The organism is Mesorhizobium sp. L-2-11 (genome assembly GCF_016756595.1).
Classification (GTDB): domain Bacteria; phylum Pseudomonadota; class Alphaproteobacteria; order Rhizobiales; family Rhizobiaceae; genus Mesorhizobium.
The window spans coordinates 3,586,676-3,611,952 of record NZ_AP023257.1; the positions used below are offsets into that span (position 1 = coordinate 3,586,676).

At 62.4% G+C, this 25,277-nt stretch carries 25 protein-coding genes; 12 read left to right on the plus strand and 13 right to left on the minus strand.

Features of this window, described 5'->3' with window-relative positions; all coding sequences use genetic code 11:
* Positions 1–43: 43 nt before the first annotated feature.
* The 7 genes from JG739_RS17095 to JG739_RS17125 all read right to left on the minus strand — a co-directional run bounded on the left by JG739_RS17095 (position 44) and on the right by JG739_RS17125 (position 6,823).
* Positions 44–592, minus strand: a complete 549-nt coding sequence (locus tag JG739_RS17095) for a DUF924 family protein (RefSeq protein ID WP_202362619.1) — start codon at positions 590–592, stop codon at positions 44–46.
* A gap of 20 nt (positions 593–612) precedes the next feature.
* Positions 613–2,448, minus strand: a complete 1,836-nt coding sequence (locus JG739_RS17100) for a monovalent cation:proton antiporter-2 (CPA2) family protein (protein ID WP_202362620.1) — start codon at positions 2,446–2,448, stop codon at positions 613–615.
* A 269-nt stretch (positions 2,449–2,717) separates the two neighbouring features.
* The gene (locus JG739_RS17105; protein ID WP_202362621.1) at positions 2,718–3,269 is read right to left on the minus strand and encodes a hypothetical protein; all 552 of its coding nucleotides are present in this window, start codon (positions 3,267–3,269) and stop codon (positions 2,718–2,720) included.
* A 191-nt stretch (positions 3,270–3,460) separates the two neighbouring features.
* Positions 3,461–4,549, minus strand: a complete 1,089-nt coding sequence (locus tag JG739_RS17110; RefSeq protein ID WP_202362622.1) for a YcjF family protein — start codon at positions 4,547–4,549, stop codon at positions 3,461–3,463.
* Positions 4,546–6,042: a YcjX family protein gene (locus tag JG739_RS17115; RefSeq protein ID WP_202362623.1), complete on the minus strand. Its 1,497-nt coding sequence runs from the start codon at positions 6,040–6,042 to the stop codon at positions 4,546–4,548. Before JG739_RS17115 ends, JG739_RS17110 begins: the two co-directional genes overlap by 4 nt.
* A 64-nt stretch (positions 6,043–6,106) precedes the next feature.
* Entirely contained in the window at positions 6,107–6,610 is a 504-nt protein-coding gene (locus tag JG739_RS17120; protein WP_202362624.1) for a SixA phosphatase family protein, read from the minus strand.
* Positions 6,611–6,661: 51 nt separating this feature from the next.
* Positions 6,662–6,823 (minus strand): hypothetical protein, encoded by a 162-nt coding sequence (locus tag JG739_RS17125; RefSeq protein WP_202362625.1) that lies wholly within the window; start codon positions 6,821–6,823, stop codon positions 6,662–6,664.
* 51 nt (positions 6,824–6,874) lie between these two features.
* Here JG739_RS17125 and dksA point away from each other — a divergent pair, with 51 nt between their 5' ends.
* The gene (gene dksA / locus JG739_RS17130) at positions 6,875–7,291 is read left to right on the plus strand and encodes an RNA polymerase-binding protein DksA (RefSeq protein WP_006202025.1); all 417 of its coding nucleotides are present in this window, start codon (positions 6,875–6,877) and stop codon (positions 7,289–7,291) included.
* Positions 7,292–7,525: 234 nt separating this feature from the next.
* Here dksA and JG739_RS17135 read toward each other — a convergent pair whose 3' ends face one another.
* Together JG739_RS17135 and JG739_RS17140 are read right to left on the minus strand one after the other, a co-directional pair.
* Positions 7,526–8,881: an IS5 family transposase gene (locus JG739_RS17135; RefSeq protein ID WP_199202942.1), complete on the minus strand. Its 1,356-nt coding sequence runs from the start codon at positions 8,879–8,881 to the stop codon at positions 7,526–7,528.
* A 215-nt stretch (positions 8,882–9,096) separates the two neighbouring features.
* Positions 9,097–9,885, minus strand: a complete 789-nt coding sequence (locus JG739_RS17140; protein ID WP_202362626.1) for a flagellar biosynthetic protein FliO — start codon at positions 9,883–9,885, stop codon at positions 9,097–9,099.
* Between the two features lie 366 nt (positions 9,886–10,251).
* Between JG739_RS17140 and cckA the strand changes: the two genes are divergently transcribed.
* Positions 10,252–12,822 carry a cell cycle histidine kinase CckA gene (cckA, locus tag JG739_RS17145; protein WP_202362627.1) on the plus strand — a complete coding sequence of 857 codons (2,571 nt, stop codon included), beginning with the start codon at positions 10,252–10,254 and terminating at the stop codon, positions 12,820–12,822.
* 85 nt (positions 12,823–12,907) lie between these two features.
* A complete protein-coding gene (locus JG739_RS17150) occupies positions 12,908–13,618 on the plus strand; it encodes a purine-nucleoside phosphorylase (RefSeq protein WP_202362628.1) in 711 nt (236 codons plus the stop codon).
* Here JG739_RS17150 and JG739_RS17155 read toward each other — a convergent pair.
* Positions 13,615–13,920 (minus strand): ribbon-helix-helix domain-containing protein, encoded by a 306-nt coding sequence (locus tag JG739_RS17155; protein WP_077384009.1) that lies wholly within the window; start codon positions 13,918–13,920, stop codon positions 13,615–13,617. The genes JG739_RS17150 and JG739_RS17155 overlap by 4 nt on opposite strands.
* 199 nt (positions 13,921–14,119) lie before the next feature.
* Here JG739_RS17155 and JG739_RS17160 point away from each other — a divergent pair, with 199 nt between their 5' ends.
* The 3 genes from JG739_RS17160 to JG739_RS17170 all read left to right on the plus strand — a co-directional run bounded on the left by JG739_RS17160 (position 14,120) and on the right by JG739_RS17170 (position 16,761).
* Positions 14,120–14,515 (plus strand): VOC family protein, encoded by a 396-nt coding sequence (locus JG739_RS17160; protein WP_202362629.1) that lies wholly within the window; start codon positions 14,120–14,122, stop codon positions 14,513–14,515.
* 79 nt (positions 14,516–14,594) lie between these two features.
* The gene (locus JG739_RS17165; protein WP_202362630.1) at positions 14,595–15,143 is read left to right on the plus strand and encodes a gluconate 2-dehydrogenase subunit 3 family protein; all 549 of its coding nucleotides are present in this window, start codon (positions 14,595–14,597) and stop codon (positions 15,141–15,143) included.
* Positions 15,144–15,189: 46 nt separating this feature from the next.
* Entirely contained in the window at positions 15,190–16,761 is a 1,572-nt protein-coding gene (locus JG739_RS17170) for a GMC family oxidoreductase (protein ID WP_202362631.1), read from the plus strand.
* Between the two features lie 66 nt (positions 16,762–16,827).
* On the opposite strand, the gene JG739_RS17175 is transcribed toward JG739_RS17170, so the two are convergent.
* On the minus strand, positions 16,828–17,223 hold the full coding sequence (locus tag JG739_RS17175; protein WP_202362632.1) for a hypothetical protein: 396 nt from the start codon (positions 17,221–17,223) through the stop codon (positions 16,828–16,830).
* A gap of 302 nt (positions 17,224–17,525) precedes the next feature.
* On the opposite strand from JG739_RS17175, the gene urtA reads away from it, so the two are divergent.
* The 6 genes from urtA to JG739_RS17205 all read left to right on the plus strand — a co-directional run bounded on the left by urtA (position 17,526) and on the right by JG739_RS17205 (position 23,933).
* Complete coding sequence (urtA, locus tag JG739_RS17180) at positions 17,526–18,836, plus strand: urea ABC transporter substrate-binding protein (protein ID WP_202362633.1); 1,311 nt, start codon at positions 17,526–17,528, stop codon at positions 18,834–18,836.
* A gap of 125 nt (positions 18,837–18,961) precedes the next feature.
* Complete coding sequence (gene urtB / locus JG739_RS17185) at positions 18,962–20,578, plus strand: urea ABC transporter permease subunit UrtB (protein ID WP_202362634.1); 1,617 nt, start codon at positions 18,962–18,964, stop codon at positions 20,576–20,578.
* On the plus strand, positions 20,575–21,807 hold the full coding sequence (urtC, locus tag JG739_RS17190; protein ID WP_202362635.1) for an urea ABC transporter permease subunit UrtC: 1,233 nt from the start codon (positions 20,575–20,577) through the stop codon (positions 21,805–21,807). Before urtB ends, urtC begins: the two co-directional genes overlap by 4 nt.
* Before the next feature lie 3 nt (positions 21,808–21,810).
* Positions 21,811–22,557 carry an urea ABC transporter ATP-binding protein UrtD gene (urtD, locus tag JG739_RS17195; protein ID WP_202362636.1) on the plus strand — a complete coding sequence of 249 codons (747 nt, stop codon included), beginning with the start codon at positions 21,811–21,813 and terminating at the stop codon, positions 22,555–22,557.
* A gap of 70 nt (positions 22,558–22,627) precedes the next feature.
* Positions 22,628–23,323, plus strand: a complete 696-nt coding sequence (gene urtE, locus JG739_RS17200) for an urea ABC transporter ATP-binding subunit UrtE (RefSeq protein ID WP_202367505.1) — start codon at positions 22,628–22,630, stop codon at positions 23,321–23,323.
* A 433-nt stretch (positions 23,324–23,756) separates the two neighbouring features.
* The gene (locus JG739_RS17205; protein WP_202362637.1) at positions 23,757–23,933 is read left to right on the plus strand and encodes a hypothetical protein; all 177 of its coding nucleotides are present in this window, start codon (positions 23,757–23,759) and stop codon (positions 23,931–23,933) included.
* Positions 23,934–23,964: 31 nt separating this feature from the next.
* On the opposite strand, the gene JG739_RS17210 is transcribed toward JG739_RS17205, so the two are convergent.
* Together JG739_RS17210 and JG739_RS17215 are read right to left on the minus strand one after the other, a co-directional pair.
* A complete protein-coding gene (locus JG739_RS17210; RefSeq protein WP_202362638.1) occupies positions 23,965–24,771 on the minus strand; it encodes a DUF72 domain-containing protein in 807 nt (268 codons plus the stop codon).
* A 25-nt stretch (positions 24,772–24,796) separates the two neighbouring features.
* Positions 24,797–25,267 (minus strand): GNAT family N-acetyltransferase, encoded by a 471-nt coding sequence (locus JG739_RS17215; RefSeq protein ID WP_202362639.1) that lies wholly within the window; start codon positions 25,265–25,267, stop codon positions 24,797–24,799.
* Positions 25,268–25,277: the final 10 nt, after the last annotated feature.

The window sequence follows — 25,277 nt, forward strand, 5'->3', positions numbered from 1 at the left end:
TCAACGGCAGTTGCATTGCCTGAGGCAATTGCCCCGCGCGAAGTCAGCCGGAAAACCCGCCGCCATCGAGGAACAGCTGTTCCTCCGGCGTCGTCTCGCGGCCAAGCATCCTGTTTCGATGTGGAAAGCGGCCGAAGCGCTGAATGATCTCCAGGTGCTCGACGGCATATTTCAGGTAGGATTGGGCTTTGGCGGTGGTGAGGTCCACCGATTTGAGCTGGTCGGCGAGATCTTCCGAATGCTCATAAGGCAAATAGAGGAAGACGCGAAGCTCTTCGTCGAGCGCCAGATCCTGGCCGGCGGCGATCGCCTTTTCGGCAAAATACCTTGCCAGCGGGTCGGTGGCATACATATGGCCGGTGCCGCGAAAACAATTTCGCGGGAATTGGTCGAGCAGGATCATCAGCGCCAGTGAGCCTTCGGCATGCTCCGACCAGTCGTCGCATTCACGTCGCGCCGCAGCGTAATGCAGGTCGAGAAGCCGGCTGCGGAACTCCGTATCGAAGGCGTCGTTCTTCTCGAACCATGCATCTTTCCCGGCGTCACGCCAGAATTTGGTGACGGAGAGCGCGCGCTCGTCCAGTACGGTCATCTGTTTGGTCTCCACATGTTTTAGTCGGCTGGCTCGGATTTATGCAGAACGCCGGCGGTCTCTTCATTGAGCGCCTGACCGGTGCGGCGCGGCTGGCTGAGCGGCGTCGGAATGGGGGTGCCGATATTGCCCTTGAGGAAGCGCGCTCCGGCGCGAACGCCTTCTGCGAGCTGCAACTCGAAACGGGCGGCATCGCGATGGCGGACGTCCTCGATCACCTCGGCGACTTCCTCCGGGTCGACGCCCAGCGCTTCCAGCGTGGAGCCGCCGAAGACAAGCGCAGACTCGAAAGTTTCGCGAATCTGGAAATCGACGTCGGCACGAATCAACTGCAGTGCGGTGCCGCGGTCGAAAGCGCGTGCCAGCAAGGTGAGCAGGGGAAACTCCGCCTTGATCAGCTTTGCGATGCGGACGGCGACATCGGGCTTGTCGACGCAGATCAACACGGCGCGCGCGCGGCCGGCGCCTGCGGCACGCAGAATGTCCAGCCGCGTGCCGTCGCCATAATAGACCTTGAAGCCGAAATCGGCCGCCGCCTGGATCATCTCGACCTCATTGTCGATGATCGAGACGTCGATCCCGCGCAACAGCAGCGGCTGGCTGGCGATCTGGCCGAAGCGGCCGAAGCCGATGATCAGTACGCTGCCGGTCAGGCCATCGGCGATGTCGACGCCTTCGAGCGACTGCTCGTCGCGCGGCGTCAGATGCCGCAACGCCAGGATGGCCAGCGGCGTCAGCACCATGGAGATGATGACGATCGCCGTCAGCGTCGCGTTAGCCTGGCTGTCGATGATGCCGACCGCCGCGGCGGCGGAATAGAGAACGAAGGCGAATTCGCCGCCTTGCGCCATGAAGACGGCGCGCTCGAGCGCCTCCCGGTGGCCGGTCTTGAGGATGCGGGCGACGAGGTAGATGCCGATCGCCTTTATCACCATGTAGGCGACGACGTAGATGGCGACAAGCCGCCAGTTCTGGGCCACCACGTGCAGGTCGAGCGACATGCCGACAGCGAGGAAGAACAGCCCGAGCAGCACACCGCGGAATGGTTCGATGTCGGCCTCGAGCTGATGGCGGAAGGTGGATTCCGACAACAGCACGCCGGCCAGGAAAGCGCCCATCGCCATCGACAGGCCGCTGAGCTGCATGGCAAGCGCCGATCCCAGAACGACGAGAAGGGCGGCGGCGGTCATCACTTCGCGGGCGCGGGCATCGGCCAGGATGCGGAAGAACGGATTGAGCAGGTAACGCCCGGCCAGCACCAGCCCGACGATGGCGGCAAGACCGATGCCCACCTCCGTCAGCCGCTGCGTCAGGCTCATATCGGCGCCGCCCGGCGCCAGGAAAGCGATCAGCGCCAGCAGCGGCACGATCGCCAGGTCTTCGAGCAGCAGGATGGAAACGATGCGCTGGCCTTTGGGCGCGGCCATCTCACCGCGTTCCTCCAGAAGCTGCATGACGATCGCCGTCGAGGTCAGCACGAAACCGGCGCCGGCGACGAAGGATTGCGAGACCGGAAAACCTCCCGCCAGTCCTACACCGGTCAGCAGCAGCGCACACACGCCGACCTGCAATGCCCCAAGGCCAAAGATCTCCCGGCGCAAGCCCCACAGCCGTGACGGCTGCATCTCCAACCCGATGATGAACAGGAACATGACGACGCCGAGCTCGGCGACGTGAAGAATGGCTTCCGATTCGGAAAAGATGCCGATGCCGAACGGGCCGATGACCACGCCGGCCGCCAGGTAGCCGAGGATGGAGCCAAGCCCGATGCGCTTGAAGATCGGCACGGCGACAACACCGGCGGCGAGCAGTGCCACGACGTGGATCAGATCGCTGCCCGCTGCTTCTGCCGCCATGCCTGCCGTTCCGTTCTCTCTAAGGACCGCTGCACGTGCTGCGGCATCAAGCGGCCAAGATAGGGGCTTCGGCAGAGATCGAACAGTCCGAATCCGGAAACTGGTGCAGCAGTGTTGCAGCCGCGCTCCGGTGGTCGTGGCTGGTCGCTTTTTTGTGAATAGTGAATGGTGAATTAGTGAATATTCAGTAGTCAGTAGTCAGTAGTAGTCTGAAGTGATATCACTATTCACCATTCACCATTCACCACTCACCATTCACCACTCACCACTCACTGCGCGATGGCGCCGACTTCGAGCGTATCGACGCGCTTTAGCTTCATGCCGATGACCGGCACCAATTGCTGGTCGACGCGCACCGCAACCGTCACTGTCATCGAATTGTCGTTGGGGACAAGAGCCTGCATGACGCCGCGCAGCTGGTTACGGTTGATGGTGAAGACGACCTTGTTGGCGCTGACCACGTTGCCGCCGATGATGTCGAGACCGGAACCGGCGGCACCGCCCATGAAGCTGCCCTTGTAGCCCTCGCGGCCCTTGTGCTGGATCGTCGCCGACATCTGCTGGGTGAACATGCCGACCCGGCAACCACCGTCGAGCGACATGCCGATCTTGCCGTCCGGCGTCGAACCGGTGAAATTGCAGGTAAATTTCGTGCCCTTGTATTTGCCGGCGACAATTTCCCCCGGGCCGACCCATTCGCCTTCCACCGATTGAAAGAACTTCTTGTCACGTTCTGCCGCAAAGGTCTTTTCGGTCATGCCGGCAGTTGTTGAAACCACGACTGCCATGGGCAGGACGCTAGACAAGATCACGCTTTTCATCGACGACACCCGGCAACAAAGAGACTGGTTTGGAACCCGTCCGACCATGAACAAGATTGGTTAATGCTTCGTCACCGCATGCGCATGGCCCTGAAAATCGGACGCGGTTTGCGCTGGGGATCAGGGGCAAATCAAAGTGCTGCAGCGTCCCTTTGCGCCCACCAGGCCGTGCGGCGTCGGAGAGACGGTTGTCAGCTGTCGGAAGCGGATGTTTCCTTCTGTTTTTTGGTTGCAAATGATGTCAGCGCGGACAGGAAATCGCCCATGCCGGGCCGCCTCGCGGCGCTGAAGGGCAGGGGCCTTGCGGTCTCCATCGCAGCAATGCCGATGCGCGCCGTCATCATGCCGTTGACGACGCCTTCGCCAAGTTTTGCCGAGAGCCGGGCGGCAAGGCCATGGCCGACGATCTGCTGCACGAAACTGTCGCCGACGGCAATCGAGCCGGTCACCGCCAGATGGGCGAGAACGCTGCGTGCCAGGCGGAAGAACCCCAGCGTGCCCGGACGGCCACCATAAAGCTCCGACAGCCGGCGAATCAGCCGGCCGGCTTCGAACACGACATAGGCGACGTCGACCAGAGCGCGAGGGCTGACCGCCGTCACCAGCGACACACGCTTTGCCGCTTCGAGGATCATCACCTTGGCGCGCGCATCGAGGGGGCCGAGGATTTCAGTCTCGGCCAGGCGCACCAGATTGCCACCGTCGATGATCTCGTCGCGCAAGTCTGCCAGGGTGCGTCTGCCGGCCGCGGTTTCGGGCTTGGCCGCGACGAAGGCCGACAGTTCGTCGACCACGGCGCGAGCGGCTTTCGGATCGTCGCGGGCGATGGCGTCGAGCGCCCGCTTCTGCAGCTTTTCGACCTCGGCGAGGCGGGCGATCGCCAGGAACTCGCGGAAAAGGATGACCAGAAGCGCGAGCAACGCGAGCACCGCCATGCCGGCGGCCAGCCAGCCCAGCCATTCGGCACGGGCGAACAGATCGCGAATCAGCTGGTCGGTCCAAAGGCCGAGGGCCAGCGAAACCAGAACGCCCAATGCGCCGAACAACAAGCCACCTGATATCGAGCGCTTACGCGGCGCGGTCGCCGGCGGCGGTTCGGCGGCGATGATGTCCGGCTCGTCGAAAACGTCGATTTCCGCCGGCGTGACCACGGCAAGATCAGCCTTCGCGGCGCGCGGCTTTCTGGCCGATGGAGCGTCGGGCTGGCGCGGGGCCGCCTGTTGCTTTGGCGGGGCTTCCGGCTCAATGCGAAATGCCGCCGGCTTGCGGGGCGGGGTCATGCCAGACGATCTCCGATCAGGAACTGCAGGGCGCGGTCGAGCCTGATATGCGGCAGCGACAGCGTGACGCCTTCGGCAGTGCGTTCGAGTTTTGGCGGGCGAAAGCGCACGAAGCGGATCGCCGGGTCATCATTACTTTGCCGATGGCTTGGGTTCTGCCGACGGTCTGGTCCAGAGACATCGAACACTGCATCAATTTTCTCCGGTAAGTCACCGGGAAATATGGCTGTTTCTGTTCTACCATCAAATGTTTCGCCGTTGATCTTTTCACCTTTCAGCGGTGTGCCGATGATGACCGGCAGCGTTTCACGGCCTCGGCTGACCGTGCCTTCCCGGGTTGCTCGCACCGCCGCCAGGGCGACCACATCGACATCGGCGCCGGTGAAATTCGCCCGCGCCACGGCGCGGTCGGCGAGCCGCCGCACGATCGCCTGCAGCCGGTCATGGCTTTCGTGATGCAGATGGTCCGCCTTTGTCGCCGCCACCAATATGCGGTCGATGCGCCTTGAAAAGAAGTCGGTCAGGAAGTTGCCGCGGCCGGGGCGGAAGCAGGCGAGGATTTCGGTCACCGCACGTTCGAGGTCGGCCATCGCGCCGGGCCCCGCATTCAGGGCCTGCAAGGCATCTATCACAACGATCTGACGGTCGAGGCGCGTGATGTGCTCGCGGAAGAACGGCTTTACGACATGCGTCCTGTAGGCCTCGTAGCGCCGCTCCATCATCGCCTGAAGCGACCCGGACCGCGCCCGCCGCTCGCTCAGGCCCGGCAACGGCGCGAAGGTCAGCGCCGGTGAGCCCTCAAGGTCGCCGGGCATCAGGAAACGGCCGGGTGGCAGGGTCGAAAGTGCCCGCTCGTCGAGCTTGCATGCCTTGAGATATGCGGCGAAGCTCTCGGCGAGGCTTCGCGCCGTCATCTCGTCGGCGTCGGCATTCGCGTCAGTTGCGGCGGAGAGCGCGCGCCATTCCTGCGAAAGGTCGGCGCGCGCCGGCAGCACGGCCAAGTCAAAGGCTTCGCGTGAGAAATCGGCGTAGGATTTGCCGAGCAGCGGCAGGTCAAGCAGCCATTCCCCAGGATAGTCGACGATATCGACCGACAATCTGCCTGACGAGAACATGCGGCTCCAGCCGGAGGCCGATTCATATTCGATGGTAAGCCTCAGTTCGGAAATGGCACGTGTCGAATCCGGCCACAGGCGGTCGTTGACCAGGGCCGCGATGTGGTCCTCGTACTGGAATCGCGGCACGGCGTCATCGGGTTGCTCTTCGAGGAAGGCACGGGCGATACGTCCCGACTTCTGCGCCTCGAACAGCGGCAACCGCCCGCCATGGATCAGATTGTGGACAAAGGCTGAGATGAACACCGTCTTGCCGGCGCGGGAGAGGCCGGTAACACCCAGCCGCAGCGATGGCGAAAAAAGCCCGGTGGCGCGCCCCGACAGCGTATCCAGGGCAATCTTCGCCTCGTCGGTGAAAGTGGTCAGCGATGATGCCAAAATGCGGTCTCTCGGGGCTTCGGAACGCCCGATATAGGCGCTGCCACCTACGTTTGAAATGGCGTCAGATATCGGCCGGCGACAGGAAGGCTTCGAGATAGCCGGTGCCTTGCGCGGCGTAGGCAAGACCGCCTGGAAAGCGGACGACCGCGAGGCCGGAGGTCGGGAAGCCGTAGTTCAGCATTCCCCTGGCAGCCTCCTCGCCGTCGCCCGAAAGCGCGATGGCGAGATCTTCCGTCATCGGATTGTGGCCGACGACGAGCAGCGAGCCGGGCCCGCCATTGCCGCGGATGAGGTTGAGATAGCCGGCGGCATCCTCGCTGTAGAGCGTCTCCAGGAACAGAACCCGGCCCGTATCGGTGTGACCGGCCAGGCCTTCAAGCGTTTGGCGCGCTCGCTTTGCATTCGAGCAAAGGGTCAGGTCCGGAATGTAGTTGCAGGCCCGCATGACTGCACCCATCGTTTCGGCGTCGGCGATGCCGGATGCGTCGAGTGGACGATCGAAATCGCGCATCCCCGGCAGGGCCCACCCGGCCTTCGCATGCCTCAGCAGATAAAGCTTGCTCACCGGTCCCTCGCTTGTGCCAACCACCGAAACTCGTCAAAAGGCGCTGCGGGATTAGTCATGAGAAATGCCTTGCGCACAATGGCCGGCAGCCTTCAAACCCAACAAATCATACGCGAATTCGGTCGCGCCCTTCATGCGAATGATGCGGCCCATGGCATTTTGGCCGAGATTAACAATTGCGTGAATCTGTTGTCGATTGCGCTTGTGCAGCATTCGGTCCGTGAATATATAGGCGCCAAATTTGGGGCTGTCTGGGTGAGTCGAATGAACGACATCGTTACCGCCGATTACGTACCCTCCGAAGACGAGCCGTTCATGAACGAGCGGCAGAAATCCTACTTTCGCCTGAAGCTCGTCACCTGGAAGAACGACATACTGCGCGAAGCGCGCGAAACTCTCGAAATCCTGCAGCAGGAAAACGCCAACCACCCCGATCTCGCCGATCGCGCCTCTTCGGAAACCGACCGCGCCATCGAACTTCGCGCCCGCGATCGCCAGCGGAAACTCATTTCAAAGATCGATTCCGCGCTTCAGCGCATCGATGAAGGCACCTACGGCTATTGCGAGGAAACCGGCGAGCCGATCGCGCTGAAGCGGCTCGATGCGCGTCCGATCGCGACCCTGTCGATCGAGGCGCAGGAGCGCCACGAACGCCGCGAGAAGGTCTACCGCGACGACTGAAGCACCCGCGAAGCGTCTAAAAGCAGCCATTAGCGAATTTGTCATGGCCGGTCTCCGGCCATTTTTGGCTAATGCATGTCGCGCAAAAAGCATGCCCTCGGGCCTGACCCGAGGGCGCGCAGCGGTTTTGCGATAACGACATGCATAAAACAAGTCGTCTGTGAAGAAGGTTGATTTCGGGATCGGAGGCGAAGCGGGAGCATTCCCACCCGCCATATCAGAGCTGATATGGCGTCAGGCTGATCGCGGCCGGATTGGTGGCACTGCAGCGGACGTGAGCAGTACCAGGAAGAAGGCACACAAAAGCCTCAGCCAGTTGAGCAGGAGGCTGAAGTTATAGCCGACGGCTGCAAGGACAGCGTTGTTGGCATCGCCCTCGGAGAAGGCCAGGAAGTTGCGGCCCATGCGGTGGTCGTTCTTGAGATGGCCGATGACGGGTTCTACGGCGGCCCGGCGTCGCAGCGCCCGTTTGACGGCCTGGGTGAGGCCGCGCTTGTAGCCGGCGACATGGACCTTGAACATCTTGTCCTTCGGCGCGTTGTGGCCGCGGTAGCCGGCATCGGTGACGATCTTGCCGAGGCTGACGCCGATGGTGTCCTCGATCGCCGGGATGATGGTCGCCAGCGTGTGGCCGTCATACGGATTGCCGGGCAGCGCCTTGACATGGGCGACGAACTGGCCGCCGCGGCTGCGCTGCAGCGGGGTGGCGACGGAGACCTTGACGCCGAACTCGTAGGGCTTGTGGGCCTTGCCCTTGCCAATGCACTCGATCTCCGGAGCGTGCAGGGAATACACCTTCTTGCCCCGCTCGCGCTGGCGCTGGTCCCTGACGCGCCGGGCCAGCGACAGCGGCAGGGCAAAGACCTGCATCAGCTCTGGCCGCATGGCGAGCTTGCGGACGATGTCGCGGATCACCGCTCCCAGCATGGTGCGCAGGCGCTTGAGTTGCCGGTTGGCCCGCTTGAATTGCTTGGCATGGGCATAGCGCTGATGCTTGATCAGCGCGATCTTGCCGACCCGCGCATAGGACTGGCGCAGGGCAATGCCATGCTTCCTGGCCAGCTTGACCAGCCGCTCGCGGGCGCGATGCATCAGCTTGGCGTCGGTCGGGAAGGTGATGGCCTTTTCCTGCACGGTAGTGTCGACGATTACCGCGCGGAAGTCCGACGGCTTGGCCGCCCCCAACCTGGTCGCCGCCGCAAGGCTCTCCTGGAGCAGAGCCGTGAGCCGTTCTTCGCCCATGCGCAGGCGCCAGCGCGTCAATGACGTGCGGTCGAAGGGCAAGCGGTGCTGGAAGAACTCCTCGCCGCAGAACAGCTGGTAGTAGGGGTTCTCCAGCCAGCGTTCGCACAGGCTTTCGTCGGACAGGTTGTGCATCGACTTGAGGATGGCCAATCCCGCCATCAGCCGGGTCGGCAAAGGCGGCCGGCCAGGATCGTCGTCATAGACCTCGCCCAGCCGTTCTTCGAGGAAACGCCAGTCGATCGTCTTGGCCAGCTTCACCAGCGCATGATCCATATTGAGAATGTGGTCGAGCCGGGATCGCAACAGGTCCGTCTGGCCGCTCTCGCGCCGTTCCTTCGGTCGCATCGCTCGCTTCCCTCGCTGCTTCGTCATCGTCTCGAATCACGCAGAACAAGCGCATCCAATTTGCCGGAAACCGCAGCCCAAAGCCACGAAATTCGGCAATCTGAAAACCGAAATCAGGGGAAATTGTTAAACGGAATCAAAGCATTCCGAGTTTTTCACGGACGACAAACAAGAACTTAAAGCGCGTCGCACGACGCGCTTTAGCTGTTGGCCGGTTATCTTTTCTGGCTGGACAACTCGCCGAGAAGCTTCGTCATCTCGTCATCGAGAGATGATGGCGCTTTCGCTGCCGGCTTGCTCTCCGGCTTGGCGGGGTGCGGGTCATCAAACGAGACCTCGAGCTCCCTCATCAGCGTATCGTCAATGGAATCCTCTTTTGCCGGGGAATCCTGCTTTACCGGAGAATTCGGCTTTGCCGGGGAATCCTGTCTTGCCGGGGAATCCTGTCTGGCCGGCGATGGCGCGTACCGAACGGCATTGGTGTAGGCGGGCAGCGGCGTGATGGTCGCCGATTGGGGGCTTTGCGCTGCTGGCCTCGGCGCCGGCGCCGGTGCGGGCTGATGCGGCCGGACAGGCGTCGGGCCCGTGCTTGCCGGCGGCGGAGACGGTGCTTGCCGCACTGGCGCGGGAGCCGGTTGCGGCGCGCGCGGCGGCGGTGCCGGCTGATGGCCGCCGCCATCTCCGGTCAGTGCAGGGCGGCGCAGCGCCGACAGCCTGATGTCACGTTCGACGACGACGTCGGTCGGGCCGCCGATCAGCAGCAGATGCTCGATATCGTCGCGGCGCACCAGCACCAATCGGCGGTGACTGTCGACAGCGGTGGCGTCCATCACCGCCAGCCGCGTCTTGCGGTTCCTGCCGCCGGCAACGAATGTTCCAAAGGTGAGATTCCGGACCAGCTTGATGATGAGGAGAACGATGACCACAAGGACGAGTGCGACAAAGGTCCACAGGATTGCCGCGGCATAACCAGGACCCGCCACGCTATCCAGCCACTGCAGCATTGGAGCACCCAAATCAGCTTTCGAGAAGACGCGACACTAGACTGTTGCGGCACGCGACTGCAAGTTACGTTTCGCGCTTCGTGAACAGCTTGAAGCGCCCATGTGGTGGATTTCAGGTTTCTGCGAATTGCGGGCGTGAGCGCTCCCACTTCAATCCACAACTCTGGATTTTTCAGCAAGCTGCTGGTGAATGAATCCGAAATTCGCTCCGCGTCGGACCAGGATGATGCGAATTTCGGATTCACCGCACCCGGCGCCGAACGGGTGTCATTTTTAGCGGACAGTTGCCGCCAAGGCCTTTTCCGGACCCTGAGAATGTGATTCAACCGGGCACGGCAAGTACCGGAATTCACGAACAGGGGGCACATGGCCAAGGAAGCGCGCGGCGATTTCTATCCGGTACCGATCGTCGACCAGAATACGCGACCGGGCGCGGTCACCCGGCTCATCGTCTTCATCGTTGTCCTGACAGGAGCGGCGATCGTTTTCGGCCTTTTCCGCGAACGTCTCGGCGATCCATTCCTGCTTGGCATGCTTGGCGTGCTGGCAATGATTGGTGTCGGCTTCCTGTTCGCCACCGCCATCGGCTTCGTGCAGATCACACCGCGATCGACGAGTGACGAGCTGTCGAAAGCCTTCGTCGATTCAATGTCGCAAGGCCTTCTGGTCACCGACACCAAGGGTCGTGTCGTCTACGCCAATCGGGCTTATGCCGAGATGACGGGCGCGGCTTCTGCGGCGGATCTAAAGACGGTCGAAGGGTTGCTGTCCGATGTTCCCGAGGCCTCGGTGACCATATACCGGCTCGCCTCCGGCCTGCGCGACGGCCAGCCCGGCGACGGTGAGTTTCGGCTTGCCCAATCCATTCGACCCGGCGCTGAGCCGGGCGCGCGCTGGTACCGTGTCCGAGCCCGCGCCTTCAGCGTTCCCGGCCAGCGGCTGCCCTTGCTCGCCTGGCAACTCGCCGACGTCTCGAAGGAACGGGCCGAGCAGGAGCGGTTCTTCCTTGATCTGCAGGAGGCTATCGACCATCTCGACCATGCGCCTGCCGGCTTCTTCTCGGCCGACCAGGAAGGCCGCGTCACCTACATCAACGCCACGCTTGCGGAGTGGCTGGGCATCGACCTGACGAGCTTCACGCCTGGTGCCGTCACGCTTTCGGAGATCGTCGCCGGCGACGGCATGGCGCTGGTCCGCTCGGTCAAGGCCGATCCCGGCACCACCCGCAATGCGGTCATCGATCTCGATTTGACGACAGTGAAGGGCGAGGCGCTGCCCGTGCGTTTCATGCATCGGGTTTCGGCCAGCCGCGAGGGCGCCAACGGTCCGACGCGCACCATCGTGCTCAACCGGACGCAAGGCGAGGACGCTTCCGCCGATCTGCGCGCCTCCGAGATCCGCTTCACTCGTTTCTTCAATTCGACGCCGATGGCAATAGCGGCTGTCGACAACCGCGGGCGCATCCTGCGCACCAACGCGCCTTTCCTGTCGCTGTTTTCCTCCGTCGTCGACGGGGACGCGGTCGATCGGCGCGTGCGGCTGGACACGGTGATCCATGAGCGCGACCGTCCCGCTTTTGCCGCGGCGTTCGAAAAAGCGCGACAACGGCAGGCCGATATCGAACCGATAGATACGCTGCTGCCCGGCAATGAAGAACGGCACATGCGCTTCTACGTCAACGCGGTTGCCGACGGCACCGGCGAGGGCGCCGAAGAATCGGCCATCGTCTACGCCGTCGAGACCACCGAGCAGAAGGCGCTCGAGGGCCAGATGGCGCAAAGCCAGAAGATGCAGGCGGTCGGCCAGCTTGCCGGCGGCATCGCACACGACTTCAACAATGTGCTGACCGCCATCATCATGGCCTCGGACCTCTTGTTGACCAACCACCGCCCGTCGGACCCGTCCTTCCCCGACATCATGAACATCAAGCAGAACGCCAACCGGGCGGCCTCGCTGGTGCGGCAGCTTCTCGCCTTCTCGCGCAAGCAGACGCTGCGGCCGGAAGTGCTCAACCTGACCGACGTGCTTGCCGATCTGCGGATGCTGCTGGCCCGTCTGGTCGGCAACGACATCAAGCTGAAGGTCGATCATGGCCGCGATCTGTGGCCGGTGAAGGTCGACATCGGGCAGTTCGAGCAGGTGGTGGTCAATCTGGCGGTCAATGCGCGCGATGCGATGCCGAACGGCGGCGAACTCACCGTGCGGACCCGCAACGTCACCACTGAGGAGAGCAAGAGCCTTCCCTACCGCGAACTTGCGCCGGCCGATTATGTGGTGGTCGAAGTCGAAGACACCGGCAGCGGCATCGCCCCCGAAGTGCTCAAGAAGATTTTCGAACCCTTCTTCACCACCAAGGAAGTCGGCAAGGGCACCGGCCTCGGCCTGTCGATGGTCTATGGCATCATCAAGCAGACAGGCGGCTTCATCTTCTGCGATTCCGAGGTCGGCAAAGGATCGGTGTTCCGCATCTTCCTGCCGCGCTACATTGCAGAGGCGAGAACGGCAGGCGAGCCCGGCGAGGCGCCGGCTGCACCGGTAAAGATCGTCGACGCAGCCAAGGACCTGTCGGGTTCGGCCACGGTGCTGCTCGTCGAGGACGAGGATGCCGTGCGCATGGGCGGCATGCGGGCGCTGACGTCGCGCGGCTACACCGTCCACGAAGCGTCCTCGGGCGTCGAGGCGCTGGAAATATTCGAGGCGCTCGGCGGCAAGGTCGACATTGTCGTTTCCGATGTGGTGATGCCGGAAATGGATGGGCCGACGCTGCTTGGCGAATTGCGCAAGCGGCAGCCGGACATCAAATTCGTCTTTGTTTCCGGCTACGCGGAGGACGCGTTCGCCAAGAACCTGCCGGCAGACGCGCATTTCGGCTTCCTGCCGAAGCCGTTTTCGCTCAAGCAACTGGCCACAATCGTCAAGGACGTGCTGGAATCTTAGGGCTCACTAATTCGCACTTGCGAAATGGCGTGAGACTGCCATGATTATGGGGCCAAACAGACGGCGGGTTTTGGGGGAGCATGCCGTGACGCCGCACAACGAGGCAGGCAAGGGTGATTATGCGGCAACAGTGCTGTTGCCGGGCGATCCGCAGCGTGCCGAATGGATGGCGGAAACCTTTCTCGAGGCGCCACGCTGCGTCAACCGTCGAAGGCAGGCCCTCGGTTTTACCGGCCTGTTTCGCGGCGAGCCCGTCAGCATCCAGTCCACCGGCATCGGCGTCTCGTCATTCCTGATCTACGCGCATGAATTGCTTGACTTCCATGGCGTGAGGACACTGATCCGCACCGGGACCTGTGGTGCCCTGAGTGCCGCGGTCAAACTGCGCAGTTTGGTGATCTCGGAAGAGGTGCGGGGTGAAAGTGCCGAGAGCGGCCAGGTTTTTGGGCTCTATGGTGCTGATGCCGGACCCGATCCGCAGCTGGTTTCCCAAGCCCTGGCCCGGGCTGCCGAAATCGGCATCGAACATCAGGCCGGGCTGACCATCTGCAGCGACATATTCTATCATCCCAAGGGGCGCGACCGCTTTGCCGAAGCGCAGGCACAGGGCGCGCTGGCCGTCGATATGGAAACCAGCGCGCTCTATCGCATCGCCGCGCATTTCGGCGCCAGGGCCTTGTCGGTCCTGACTGTCGTCGACAATGTGGTGACCGGCGAGCAGACCGATTATTCCGAACGCCAGGCGCTCTTCACCGATATGACCCGGCTGGCGCTCGATGTCGCGATCGAAACTTAAGCTGCTTGCCGCTTCGGCGCCGTGTGTTCTTCGATGCCGGGCCGATGGCCACGCAGATAGAGAGCACAGGTCGTGCGCAGCATCGAGGCGAAGTTCGGAATCTGGCCATTGATCTCGATGGCCTCGTCATAAAGCTTCGAGATGAATTTCGGCGTCGTCAGGCCCTGGCTGTCGGCGATCTCGTCGAGCAATGCCCAGAACGTCGCCTCGAGCTGAATGCTGGTCGAATGCCCGTCGATACGGATCGACCGGTTGATCTGCCGGTAGCCCTCCGGGTCCTGCCCGGCAAAAACCCTGCACATCGTTACCTCCCGTTCCCTTCGGTTTTCAGCTGGCCAAAGATCTTCAGCTGGAATGCGGAAAACAGCAATCGGACTTTCGTCCTTAGCGGTTTCGCACCCGTCGTTAGATTAGCGCGTGGTAATCGGCTGCCACCACGTTTGCCGCAACCCGCGCATAATACGCCGACGCGCACATCGCGCCTACCGCACGGAGTGTCATTTGGCGAAGCCGATCCACACCATGATCCGGGTTCTCGACGAGGCCCGGTCCGTCGACTTCTACCGGAAAGCGTTTGGACTGGACGTCGCCGAACGGCTCGATTTCGAAACCTTTACGCTCGTTTATCTGAGCAATGCCGAGGCGGAGCTCGAGGTCGAGCTCACCGTCAACAAGGGTCGCCAGGAGCCTTATGCGCTTGGCGACGGCTACGGCCACCTCGCGGTTTCGGTCGCCGATCTGGACAGCGAACATGACCGGCTCGGCGCGCTTGGCCTGAACCCCAAGAAGATCGTCGAGCTCAACCGCGACGGAGCACTGCTCGCACGCTTCTTCTTCATCGAGGATCCCGATGGCTACAAGGTCGAGGTTCTGCAGCGTCAGGGCCGGTTCCAATAGGAGATACTACGGCCGCGCCGGCCAGCGCGGCGCCAGCCAGGGCACCTTCGGGTGCAGATAGCAAGCAAGGGAGGAACAGTTGGTCACAATTTATGAGAGCAAGACGGTCCATGAAACGAAGCCAGTTCTATCGCGCCGCGAGCTTCTGAAGCGCGGCGGTGTCGGCGCGTTGCTGGTGATTTCAGGCAGTGCCGTCATCAGCCCGGAACATGCCTGGGGTCTCGAAACATCCGCGCTCAAGCCCGAAACCATGGCGACCCTGATCCAGATGGCGCGTGACATCTACCCGCACGATCAAGTGCCTGACAAATATTACGCAATCGCCGTCAAGGCGCACGATGAGCAGGCCGGCAAGGACCCTGCCCACAAGGACCTTATCGAAAAGGGCATCGCCGATCTCGACCTGAAATCGGGCAAGGACGGCTACACCGGTCTCGGCTGGGAGGAGCAGCGCGTTGCGGTGCTGAAAGAGATCGAGGACACGCCGTTCTTCCAGGCCGTCCGCGGCGGGCTTGTCGTCGGCCTCTACAACCAGAAGGAGGTCTGGCCGATCTTCGGCTACGAGGGCGAATCCTACTCCAAGGGCGGCTACATGGCGCGCGGATTCGACGACATCGAGTGGCTCTGAGCCCCATCGTCGCAACCGCACACAACAGACATCATGGGAGGAAACCTTGGCAGCACCATTTGATCTCAAGAACGACGGCGTGGTCGTCATCATCGGCTCGGGCGCCGGCGGCGGCACGCTCGGCAATGAACTTGCGCAGAAGGGCATCGATGTCGTCATCCTGGAGGCGGGCGCCCGTCACGAATACGAGGATTTCATCAATGACGAGTGGGATTCATTCGCCCAACTCGCCTGGACGGACAAGCGCACGACCTCGGGCGACTGGCGGGTGGCGAAGGATTTCCCCAACCTGCCGGCATGGATCGTCAAGGCGGTCGGCGGCTCGACCACGCACTGGGCCGGCGCCTCGCTGCGCTTCCAGGAGCACGAATTCAAAACGCTTTCGACCTACGGAAAACAGGAAGGCGCGAACCTGCTCGACTGGCCGATCACGCTTGCCGAGCTGGAGCCCTACTACGCAAAGGCCGAAGACAAACTGGGCGTGACGCTCACCAACAACATCCCGGGCCTTCCCGGCAACAACAACTTCAAGGTGATGAAGGCCGGCGCCGACAAGCTCGGATACAAGGAGTGCCACACCGGCCGGATGGCAATCAATTCCGAGCCGCGCGACGACCGCAACGCCTGCCAGCAGACCGGCTTCTGCTTCCAGGGTTGCAAATGGGGCGCCAAATGGTCGACGCTCTACAGCGAAATTCCCAAGGGCGAGGCGACCGGCCATCTCGAGGTCAGGCCGAATGCCATGGCCATCAAGATCAACCACGATGCGTCAGGCAAGGTAACCGGCGTCGTCTATGCCGACAAGGGCGGCAGACTGAGAGAACAGAAGGCCCGCATCGTCGCCCTCGCCGGAAATTCGATCGAGAGCCCACGGCTGCTGCTCAATTCGGCATCGAGCCAGTTTCCCGACGGCCTTGCCAATTCGTCGGGGCAGGTCGGCAAGAACTACATGCGCCACACCACCGGCTCGGTCTACGCCATCTTTGACAAGCCGGTGCATATGTATCGCGGCACCACCATGGCCGGTATCATCCGCGATGAGGCCCGCAACGATCCCTCGCGCGGCTTCGTCGGCGGCTACGAACTCGAGACGCTGTCGATCGGCCTGCCGTTCATGGCCGCCTTCCTCAATCCCGGCGGCTGGGGGCGTTCCTTCACCACGGCGCTCGACCACTACGACCACATGGCCGGCATGTGGATCGTCGGCGAGGACATGCCGCGCGAGGAAAACCGCATCACGCTGCATGCCGATATCAAGGACGAGCACGGCATGCCGGTGGCGAACGTCCATTTCGACGACCATGCCAACGACACGGCGATGCGCAACCACGCCTACAAACAGGGCTCGGCGCTCTACGAGGCGGTCGGGGCGACGCGGACCTTGCCGACGCCACCCTATCCGTCGACCCACAATCTCGGCACCAACCGGATGAGCGAGAAGGCGGCCGACGGCGTCGTCAACAAGCATGGCCAGGCGCACGACATCAAGAACCTGTTCGTGTCGGATGGCAGCCAGTTCACCACCGGCGGCGCTGAAAATCCGACATTGACGATCGTGTCGCTGGCGGTCCGTCAGGCCGAGTACATTGCCGGACAAATGTCGGCCAAAAGCATTTAGCCATACCCTCCCGACCGCTGCTGGCGCGGAACCTCACAAGGTTTCGCGCCTCTTCTTGTCGGCTGTTCAACGCTTCGTGCAGGTCGAGGCGGTGAAGGCGCCGTCAGGCTGCTTCATGATGATGTCGAAGGACGGGCTCGTTTGACCATCCAGGGTGGCTTGCGTAAGCGAGATCGAGTTGCCGCCGGTCGTGTAGCCGCCCAGCGGGCCCAACCAGGTGATCTCGCCATTTGCATTCATCTGATAGTTGTAGCCCTGCCCAGCGGTTCCGAAGCTCACCGGGCCGCTATAGACATTGCCCTTGATGGTGATGTCGCCAAGGCTGAGAAACATGCCAAGCAGATAGACTTCGCAGTGATAGGTGCCGTCCGGCAATTTGCCGTCGGTGAAGTCGGCGCGGGCGCTGCCGGTTGCCGCAACCAGAAGCATGGTGCTGAAAATACGAGAAATCCTGGAGGTCATGCGGTCGCTCTTTTGAAGTTCGATCTTGCCCCATTTTCCTGCAGCGCTGCAACGGTTCGCCGCCTTTGAAGCGGCCTTGCTCAAAATTCATGCATTAATTCGCGAGTGACCAAAAATTAGGCGAGGGCGGAGAATTTTTTCTCAAGCAGAGCACTGGCGGCGGCGCTTATCTTTGGCGGCTAATATATTAACCGGCTGATAGGGCTAGGAAATCCAGGCCCACTCAATTTTGCTCCTGCGGTTGGCATAGCCGTTGCATGGTCTGTTTGCGATGCGATCAACCAGTCAGGGAGTTTTGAAATATGCGGGGCAGTTTCTCGACAATAACAAAAATGTTTTCGGCAGGCGCGGTCACGGCCGGCCTGCTGATGAGCGTCCCGGCCAGGGCGGCTGACGACACGATCAAGGTGGGTATTCTCCACTCGCTGTCCGGGACGATGGCAATTTCGGAGACGACGCTGAAGGACGCCATGCTGATGCTCATCGACGAGCAGAATGCAAAGGGCGGCCTGCTCGGCAAGAAACTCGAAGCGGTCGTCGTCGATCCGGCTTCGAACTGGCCGCTGTTCGCCGAAAAGGCGCGCGAGCTGATCTCCAAGGACAAGGTCGCGGCGGTGTTCGGTTGCTGGACCTCGGTGTCGCGCAAATCGGTGCTGCCGGTGTTCAGCGAGCTCGACAGCATCCTGTTCTATCCCGTCCAGTATGAGGGCGAGGAGAGCGAGCGCAACGTGTTCTACACCGGTGCGGCGCCGAACCAGCAGGCTATTCCGGCCGTCGACTATCTGATGAGCGAGGACGGCGGTTCGGTGAAGCGCTGGGTGCTCGAAGGCACCGACTACGTCTATCCGCGCACCACCAACAAGATCCTCGAAGCCTATCTGAAAGCCAAGGGCGTCGCTGCCGAAGACATCATGGTCAACTACACGCCGTTCGGCTTCTCCGATTGGCAGACCGAGGTCGCGGCGATCAAGAAGTTCGGCTCCGCCGGCAAGAAGACCGCCGTCGTCTCGACGGTCAATGGCGACGCCAACGTGCCGTTCTACAAGGAGCTTGGCAACCAGGGCATCATGGCCGAGGACATCCCGGTCATGGCCTTCTCGGTCGGCGAGGAAGAGCTTGCCGGTCTCGACACCGCGCCGCTCGTCGGCCATCTCGCCGCCTGGAACTATTTCCAGAGCGTCGATACGCCCGAGAACGCCAAGTTCATCGCCGACTGGCACAAGTTCATCAAGAGCGACAAGCGCACCACCAACGACCCGATGGAAGCCCATTATGTCGGCTTCAACATGTGGGTGAAGGCGGTCGAGAAGGCCGGCACCACCGATCCTGACAAGGTCATCGACGCGGTGATCGGCGTCTCGGTGCCGAACCTGACCGGTGGCTATTCGACCATGATGCCGAACCATCACATCACCAAGCCGGTGCTGATCGGCGAAATCCAGGCCGACGGCCAGTTCGAGGCCGTCTCGCAGACGCCTGGCCTAGTGATGGGCGACGAGTGGTCCGACTATCTGGCCGATTCGAAGGACCTGATCTCCGACTGGCGCGCGCCTCTGTCCTGCGGCAACTTCAATGTCGCAACCGGCAAGTGCGGCGGCAAGGGAACCAACTGATCCTCCCGGGCCTGACGGTCGTGGATTTCTCCACGACCGGGACCGCGACGCGTCCGGGCGAGCTCGTCTCTCCTCCAGTCCGCCCGGACGCGAAGTTTCAACCTTTAAAGAGTCGCCAGAAATCGATGATCCTCACCCGCGCGATCGGCCTGACGCTGCTGCTCCTCCTAGGGATGCTGTCGCCGTCGAACGCTGCCGAAGCGGATCTGCGCGCCATCATCGCCAAATTTGCCACTGCCGCGAATTTCTCGGCCACCGAAGCTGTCGTGCGCGAACTCGCCGCCACCGGTGATACTGCCGTCGAACGTCCGCTTGGCGCGCTTGCCGAGGGCGATCTTTACGTCCGCAAGGCCGATTCGCTGGTTTTCATCGGCAAGGCAGCTGGCGGCAGCGTTGAGCTGCTCGATCCGCTGAGCGGTGAGAAATCCGGCGACGCGGCCAAAAGCGAGATCACCAAGATCAAGGTCAACAACACGCTGCGCCGCGCCATCCGCGATGCGCTGGGCACGCTGACGCTTGGCGCAAAAAATCCGGCCGCGCGCGTTGCCGCCGCCGACACCATGTTCAAAACGCCAGACGCGACAAACATCGAGCCGCTTGATGCCGCAATCGCCAGCGAGACCGTGGCAAGCGTCAAAGCGCTGCTCGAACAGGCCCGCGCAGCATCGGTTCTGGTGTCGGACAGGCCGGAGACCGACAAACTGGCGGCCATCGCGCTGATCGGCGGGCGCGGCGATCGCAATGCTCTGTCCCTGCTCACCGCCATCGAGGCCAATTCCGAAGGCGCGGTCAAGGACGCGGCGACGGCGGCGATCGCCAACATCAATTCGACGCTGGCGCTGTGGGATGCCGGCCAGAACATCTGGTACGGCATTTCGCTCGGATCGGTGCTGCTGCTGGCGGCGATCGGCCTCGCCATCACCTTTGGCGTCATGGGCGTCATCAACATGGCGCATGGCGAAATGGTGATGCTCGGCGCCTACACGACCTTTGTCGTGCAGGAGGTGATCCGAACCTCCTTTCCCGGTCTGTTCGACTGGTCGCTGGTTATCGCGCTGCCGCTCGCCTTCTCGGTCGCGGCGCTCGTCGGCCTGGTCATCGAGCGGGGCGTGATCCGCTTTCTCTACGGCCGGCCGCTGGAGACGCTGCTGGCGACATGGGGCGTCTCGCTGATCCTGCAGCAGGCCGTGCGCACCATCTTCGGGCCGACCAACCAGGAGGTCGGCAATCCGTCGTGGATGTCGGGTTCGTTCTATATCGGCCAACTTGCGGTGACCTGGAACCGGCTCTGGATACTGGTATTCGCGCTCGGCGTGTTCGCGGTGCTGCTCTATGTGATGAAGCGCACCCCCTGGGGTCTGCAGATGCGCGCCGTCACCGCCAATCGCCGCATGGCCGCTTCGATGGGCATCAGGACGCCGTGGGTCGACGCGCTGACCTTTGCCTTGGGTTCTGGCATTGCCGGCATCGCCGGTGTCGCGCTCAGCCAGATCGACAATGTCTCGCCCAATCTTGGCCGCGGCTACATCATCGACAGCTTCATGGTCGTCGTCTTCGGCGGCGTCGGCAATCTCTGGGGCACGCTGGTCGGCGCCTTCTCGCTCGGCATCGTCAACAAGTTCCTCGAACCCTATGCCGGGGCGGTCCTCGGCAAGATCGTCGTGCTGGTCCTCATCATCCTGTTCATCCAGAAACGCCCGCGCGGCCTGTTCGCGCTGAAGGGCAGGTCGGTGGAAGCATGATCACCGGACGCTTCTTCGCCGCCGGCGCCGACCGCCGCATCGCCATCACGATCTTCATCCTTCTGGCGGTCGCCATCATCGTGCCGCTGCTCAATCTTGCGGTCCCGCCGACGAGTTCCTTCTACGTGCCGTCCTATGTCGTCGCGCTCACCGGCAAATACCTCTGCTATGCGCTGCTCGCCTTGGCGCTCGATCTCGTCTGGGGCTACTGCGGCATCCTTTCGCTCGGCCACGGCGCCTTCTTCGCTCTCGGCGGCTATGCGATGGGCATGTATCTGATGCGCCAGATCGGCTCGCGCGGCGTCTACGGCAATCCGCTGCTGCCGGACTTTATGGTGTTCCTGAATTATGGGGAATTGCCATGGTTCTGGTACGGTTTCGACCAGTTCTGGTTTGCCGCGATCATGGTGCTTGCGGTGCCCGGCCTGCTCGCCTTCGTCTTCGGCTGGTTCGCCTTCCGCAGCCGCGTCACCGGCGTCTACCTGTCGATCATCACCCAGGCGATGACCTACGCGCTGCTGCTTGCATTTTTCCGCAACGACATGGGTTTCGGCGGCAACAACGGCCTGACCGACTTCAAGGATATTCTCGGCTACAACGTGCAGGCCGATGCGACACGCTCGGCATTGTTCGCGGCCAGCGCCGTCACGCTGGCGCTCGCCGTCTTCGTCACCTGGGCGATCGTCGGTTCCAAATACGGCAAGCTGCTGATGGCGGTGCGCGACGCCGAGAGCCGCACGCGCTTTCTCGGTTGGCGCGCCGAAAACGTCAAACTGTTCGCCTTCACCGTGTCGGCTGTCATGGCCGGCATTGCCGGCGCGCTCTACGTGCCGCAGGTCGGCATCATCAATCCGGGCGAGTTCGAGCCGTCCAATTCGATCGAGGTCGTGGTGTGGGCGGCCGTCGGCGGACGCGGCACCATCGTCGGGCCGATCATCGGCGCGCTGGTGGTCAATGCCGGCAAATCCTGGTTCACCGGCGTGCTGCCGGCGTTCTGGCTGTTTGCGCTGGGCGGGCTGTTCGTCGCCGTCACGCTGTTCCTGCCCAAGGGCATTGTCGGCATGTGGGATTCCTGGCGCGGCAACGCCAGGGCGCTCCGTGCAGCCTCGATCGCCGAGGAAGCCGGCACCGATCCCGACGTCCCGCCACCGCCGAAGATCGTTCGCTCGGCTGCGAGAACGCCTGGCGACTGGTCCGCGTCCGGCCCCGAACCGCAGCCGGCGGAGTGAGCGATGTCGAAGAGCAACACCATCCTCTATCTCGACGGGGTCTCGGTTTCCTTCGATGGCTTTCGCGCCATCAACAATCTGTCGCTGGTGCTCGACAAGGGCGAGATGCGGGCGATCATCGGTCCGAACGGCGCCGGCAAGACCACGATGATGGACATCGTCACCGGCAAGACCCGTCCCGACGCGGGCGAGGTTTACTTCGACGGGCAGGTCGACCTGACGAAACATGACGAGGCCGAGATCGCCATGATGGGCATCGGCAGGAAATTCCAGAAGCCGACGGTCTTCGAAAGCCACACGATCGAGGACAACCTGATGCTGGCGCTGAACGGCCCACGCTCGATCTTCCCGGCACTGTTCCATCGCCGATCGGCGGCGGAGGCGCGGCAGATCGACGACATCCTCGGCATCATCCGGCTCGGTGACAAGCGCGACGAACTCGCCGCCAATCTCAGCCACGGCCAGAAGCAATGGCTCGAGATCGGCATGCTTTTGGCGCAGGATCCGAAGCTGCTTCTGGTCGACGAACCGGTCGCCGGCATGACCGACGCCGAGACTGAGGAGACCGCGCGGCTGCTTAGGGATATTGCGCGCGACCACTCGGTCATCGTCGTCGAGCATGACATGCATTTCGTGCGCGAGCTCGGCGTCAAGGTCACCTGCCTGCACGAAGGCTCGGTGCTGTCCGAAGGCTCGCTCGATTTCGTCTCGGCCGACGAGCGTGTCGTCGAAGTCTATCTTGGGAGATGATCATGGTGTGGCGCGTTCCGTTCCATCATTTCGATCTTTCGTTCTTCAGGCGCTGGAGAAGGCGCTGACCATGCTCGAAGTCTCCAACGCCACGCTGCACTATGGCGCCGCCCAGGCGCTGCGTGGCGTCACGCTGAAGGCCGGCGCCGGCAGGATCACCTGCGTGCTCGGCCGCAACGGCGTCGGCAAAACCAGTTTGATGAGATCGATCGTCGGCCACCACCGGCTGACGAGCGGAAGCGTTGCCTTCGAGGGGAAGGCGCTCGACCGGAGCGCGGCGTATGATCGCGCCCGGTCGGGCATCGCATTCGTGCCGCAGGGCAGGGAGATCTTCCCGCTGCTCACCGTGCGGGAAAACCTCGAATCGGGCTTTGCGCCATTGAAGCGCGCCGACCGCAACATTCCTGGCCACGTCTTCGAATTGTTCCCGGTGCTGAAGCAGATGCTCGCGCGCCGGGGCGGCGACCTTTCCGGCGGCCAGCAGCAGCAGCTTGCCATTGGCAGGGCACTGGTGATGCGGCCGAAACTGCTGGTGCTCGACGAGCCGACCGAAGGCATCCAGCCGTCGATCATCAAGGATATCGGCCGCGCCATCCGCTATCTGCGCGACCAGGCAGGCATCGCCGTGCTGCTGGTAGAACAGTATCTTGATTTCTGCCGGGAACTGGCCGACGAGGTCAACATCATGGACCGCGGCCTGATCGTCCACACCGGCCCGGCCGAGGATCTCGACCGGGCGGATGTGCGGAAATTTCTGACGGTTTAGCGCGGGAAGAATGACGGTTCTCCTCGCTGCCTCCCTTCGTCATCCTGGGGCGAAGCAAGGAGCAAAGCGACGCGGCGCCCATGCCGTGCCGTCAGTCAAAGGATTGCAGCGGGTCAAAGAACAGAAGCAGTTTTCCAGCGTACACTATCCTGGATTCTGTACCGTGGTGACGCCCAGAGGTTACGGCATGGATCCTTGGGTCTTCGCTCCGCTTCGCGTCGCTGCGCCCAAGGATGACGAAGTCGCGGAACGCCTCTGGCGCGCTGAAGATTGCGTGCTAGGCTTTACTTGGCCTTGTTGAGTCGGCCGCTTTCCGTATCAGTCTCGTCGACAGATCAGCCGCAGGCTCAGCCGGCACGTTTCGTGCAAGCAGCCCGTCCGGCGATCTGATCGTTGTTCAACGCATTTTGGGGCACTTGGGCCAGGGCAGCCGATGGAACGTTACCTCGAGGACCACCAGAAACGACGGCTTACCGAGCGCGTCGACATCATGACCGCCATCGATATTCTGAAATCGCAAGGATACGACCACGACGAACTGATCGCAGAACTCACCAAGGTATTCTTCGTCGATCTCGATGCCTTCAACGAAGTCGTGGTGGCGGCGTGACGGAAGGGGTGGATGCGCTGTGCTGCCAAATTCAGCCTGACACGCGTTTCATCAGCGCCATGGCGCCGAACGGCGCGCGGGCCTTGCCTTCGGTGATGAAGTAGACGAAGACATCACGCGGTTTGACCGGTGCTTCGGTAGAGGGTTCGGCGCGCGGCAGGTCGGCCGGCGCCTTGCCCTGCGCCCAGGTTTTTGCCCGCGCCGCCCATTCGTCCAGCGCCTTTGGCGTGTAGCAGTCGGGATTGTCATCGCTGCCGGTCTGCAACCGAACATAGACGAAATCGCCGGTGACGTCGGCTATTGCTGGATATTTGGCGTGGTCGGCATAGACGATCGCCACCTTGTATTGGCGCGCCAGGGCGGCGAATTCCGGCACGACGAAGCTGTCGTTGCGCACCTCGACCGCATGGCGCAGCGCAACGCCGTCCTGCTTTTCAGGCAACAGCTTGAGGAAAGCCTCGAAATCGTCCGGGTCGAATTTTTTGGTTGGCGCGAACTGCCACAGGATCGGCCCGAGCTTGTCGCCGAGCGCGGCGACGCCCGATCCCAGGAAACGCGTCATCGACTCGCCGGCCTCACCGAGCACGCGGCGGTTGGTGACGAAGCGGTTGCCTTTCAGCGAATAGACAAAACCGTCCGGCGCCTCGTTTGCCCATTTGACGAAGGTCGGCTCCTTAAAACTCGAATAATAGGTGCCGTTGACCTCGATGCTCGGCACCTGCCGGGTTGCGTAGTGCAGCTGCTTCGCCTTCGACAATTTGTCCGGGTAGAAAGACGTGTCCCATGGCTCGAAGGTCCAGCCGCCCATGCCGGCGCGGATTTTTCCAGGTTGCGTCACTGTCGTCCTCCCGGTCTGTAAAAAATCAGGCGATTGCTATCGTCTCAACCGTCTTTGCCATGTCGACGATGGTCCATCCTGGCCGGTATGGATTGGGCCGACGACCCGTTTCGTGAAAGCCATAGGCTTTGTAGAGCGCGATGTTTCGTTCCATCCTGGCGTTGGTGTAAAGCCGCACCTCGGGCAGATGCCACAGGCGTGTCTGTTCGTCCGCCCATTTGAGCAGTGCGATGCCGAAACCGTTGCCCTGGAAAGCAGGGCCGATGGCGACGGAGAAGATCATCGTGTGGTCTGGATGCCGCTCGAGGACAATCAGCCCGGCCGGCTCGCCGCTGCTTTCCAGCAGCCAGACCTCACCGCGTTCGATCCGCGGCGCATAGTCCTCCGTGACCGGGATCGGCGGCGCGCCAAGCAAGGCGGTGTAGGGCGCATAGGCGGCCTCGGTCAGCCGGACGATTGTGGCGAGATCCTCAGCAAGCGCTCTTCTGATCTTCATTTGAAGTTTC

What these genes read in the sequence shown, in the direction of transcription:
- JG739_RS17095 (WP_202362619.1), bottom strand. Translation starts at nt 592, where the DNA reads ATGACCGTACTGGACGAGCGCGCGCTCTCCGTCACCAAATTCTGGCGT.
- JG739_RS17100 (WP_202362620.1), bottom strand. Translation starts at nt 2,448, where the DNA reads ATGGCGGCAGAAGCAGCGGGCAGCGATCTGATCCACGTCGTGGCACTG.
- JG739_RS17105 (WP_202362621.1), bottom strand. Translation starts at nt 3,269, where the DNA reads ATGAAAAGCGTGATCTTGTCTAGCGTCCTGCCCATGGCAGTCGTGGTT.
- JG739_RS17110 (WP_202362622.1), bottom strand. Translation starts at nt 4,549, where the DNA reads ATGACCCCGCCCCGCAAGCCGGCGGCATTTCGCATTGAGCCGGAAGCC.
- JG739_RS17125 (WP_202362625.1), bottom strand. Translation starts at nt 6,823, where the DNA reads ATGCTGCACAAGCGCAATCGACAACAGATTCACGCAATTGTTAATCTC.
- dksA (WP_006202025.1), top strand. Translation starts at nt 6,875, where the DNA reads ATGAACGACATCGTTACCGCCGATTACGTACCCTCCGAAGACGAGCCG.
- JG739_RS17135 (WP_199202942.1), bottom strand. Translation starts at nt 8,881, where the DNA reads ATGCGACCGAAGGAACGGCGCGAGAGCGGCCAGACGGACCTGTTGCGA.
- JG739_RS17140 (WP_202362626.1), bottom strand. Translation starts at nt 9,885, where the DNA reads ATGCTGCAGTGGCTGGATAGCGTGGCGGGTCCTGGTTATGCCGCGGCA.
- cckA (WP_202362627.1), top strand. Translation starts at nt 10,252, where the DNA reads ATGGCCAAGGAAGCGCGCGGCGATTTCTATCCGGTACCGATCGTCGAC.
- JG739_RS17155 (WP_077384009.1), bottom strand. Translation starts at nt 13,920, where the DNA reads ATGTGCAGGGTTTTTGCCGGGCAGGACCCGGAGGGCTACCGGCAGATC.
- JG739_RS17175 (WP_202362632.1), bottom strand. Translation starts at nt 17,223, where the DNA reads ATGACCTCCAGGATTTCTCGTATTTTCAGCACCATGCTTCTGGTTGCG.
- urtA (WP_202362633.1), top strand. Translation starts at nt 17,526, where the DNA reads ATGCGGGGCAGTTTCTCGACAATAACAAAAATGTTTTCGGCAGGCGCG.
- urtB (WP_202362634.1), top strand. Translation starts at nt 18,962, where the DNA reads ATGATCCTCACCCGCGCGATCGGCCTGACGCTGCTGCTCCTCCTAGGG.
- urtC (WP_202362635.1), top strand. Translation starts at nt 20,575, where the DNA reads ATGATCACCGGACGCTTCTTCGCCGCCGGCGCCGACCGCCGCATCGCC.
- urtD (WP_202362636.1), top strand. Translation starts at nt 21,811, where the DNA reads ATGTCGAAGAGCAACACCATCCTCTATCTCGACGGGGTCTCGGTTTCC.
- urtE (WP_202367505.1), top strand. Translation starts at nt 22,628, where the DNA reads ATGCTCGAAGTCTCCAACGCCACGCTGCACTATGGCGCCGCCCAGGCG.
- JG739_RS17205 (WP_202362637.1), top strand. Translation starts at nt 23,757, where the DNA reads ATGGAACGTTACCTCGAGGACCACCAGAAACGACGGCTTACCGAGCGC.
- JG739_RS17215 (WP_202362639.1), bottom strand. Translation starts at nt 25,267, where the DNA reads ATGAAGATCAGAAGAGCGCTTGCTGAGGATCTCGCCACAATCGTCCGG.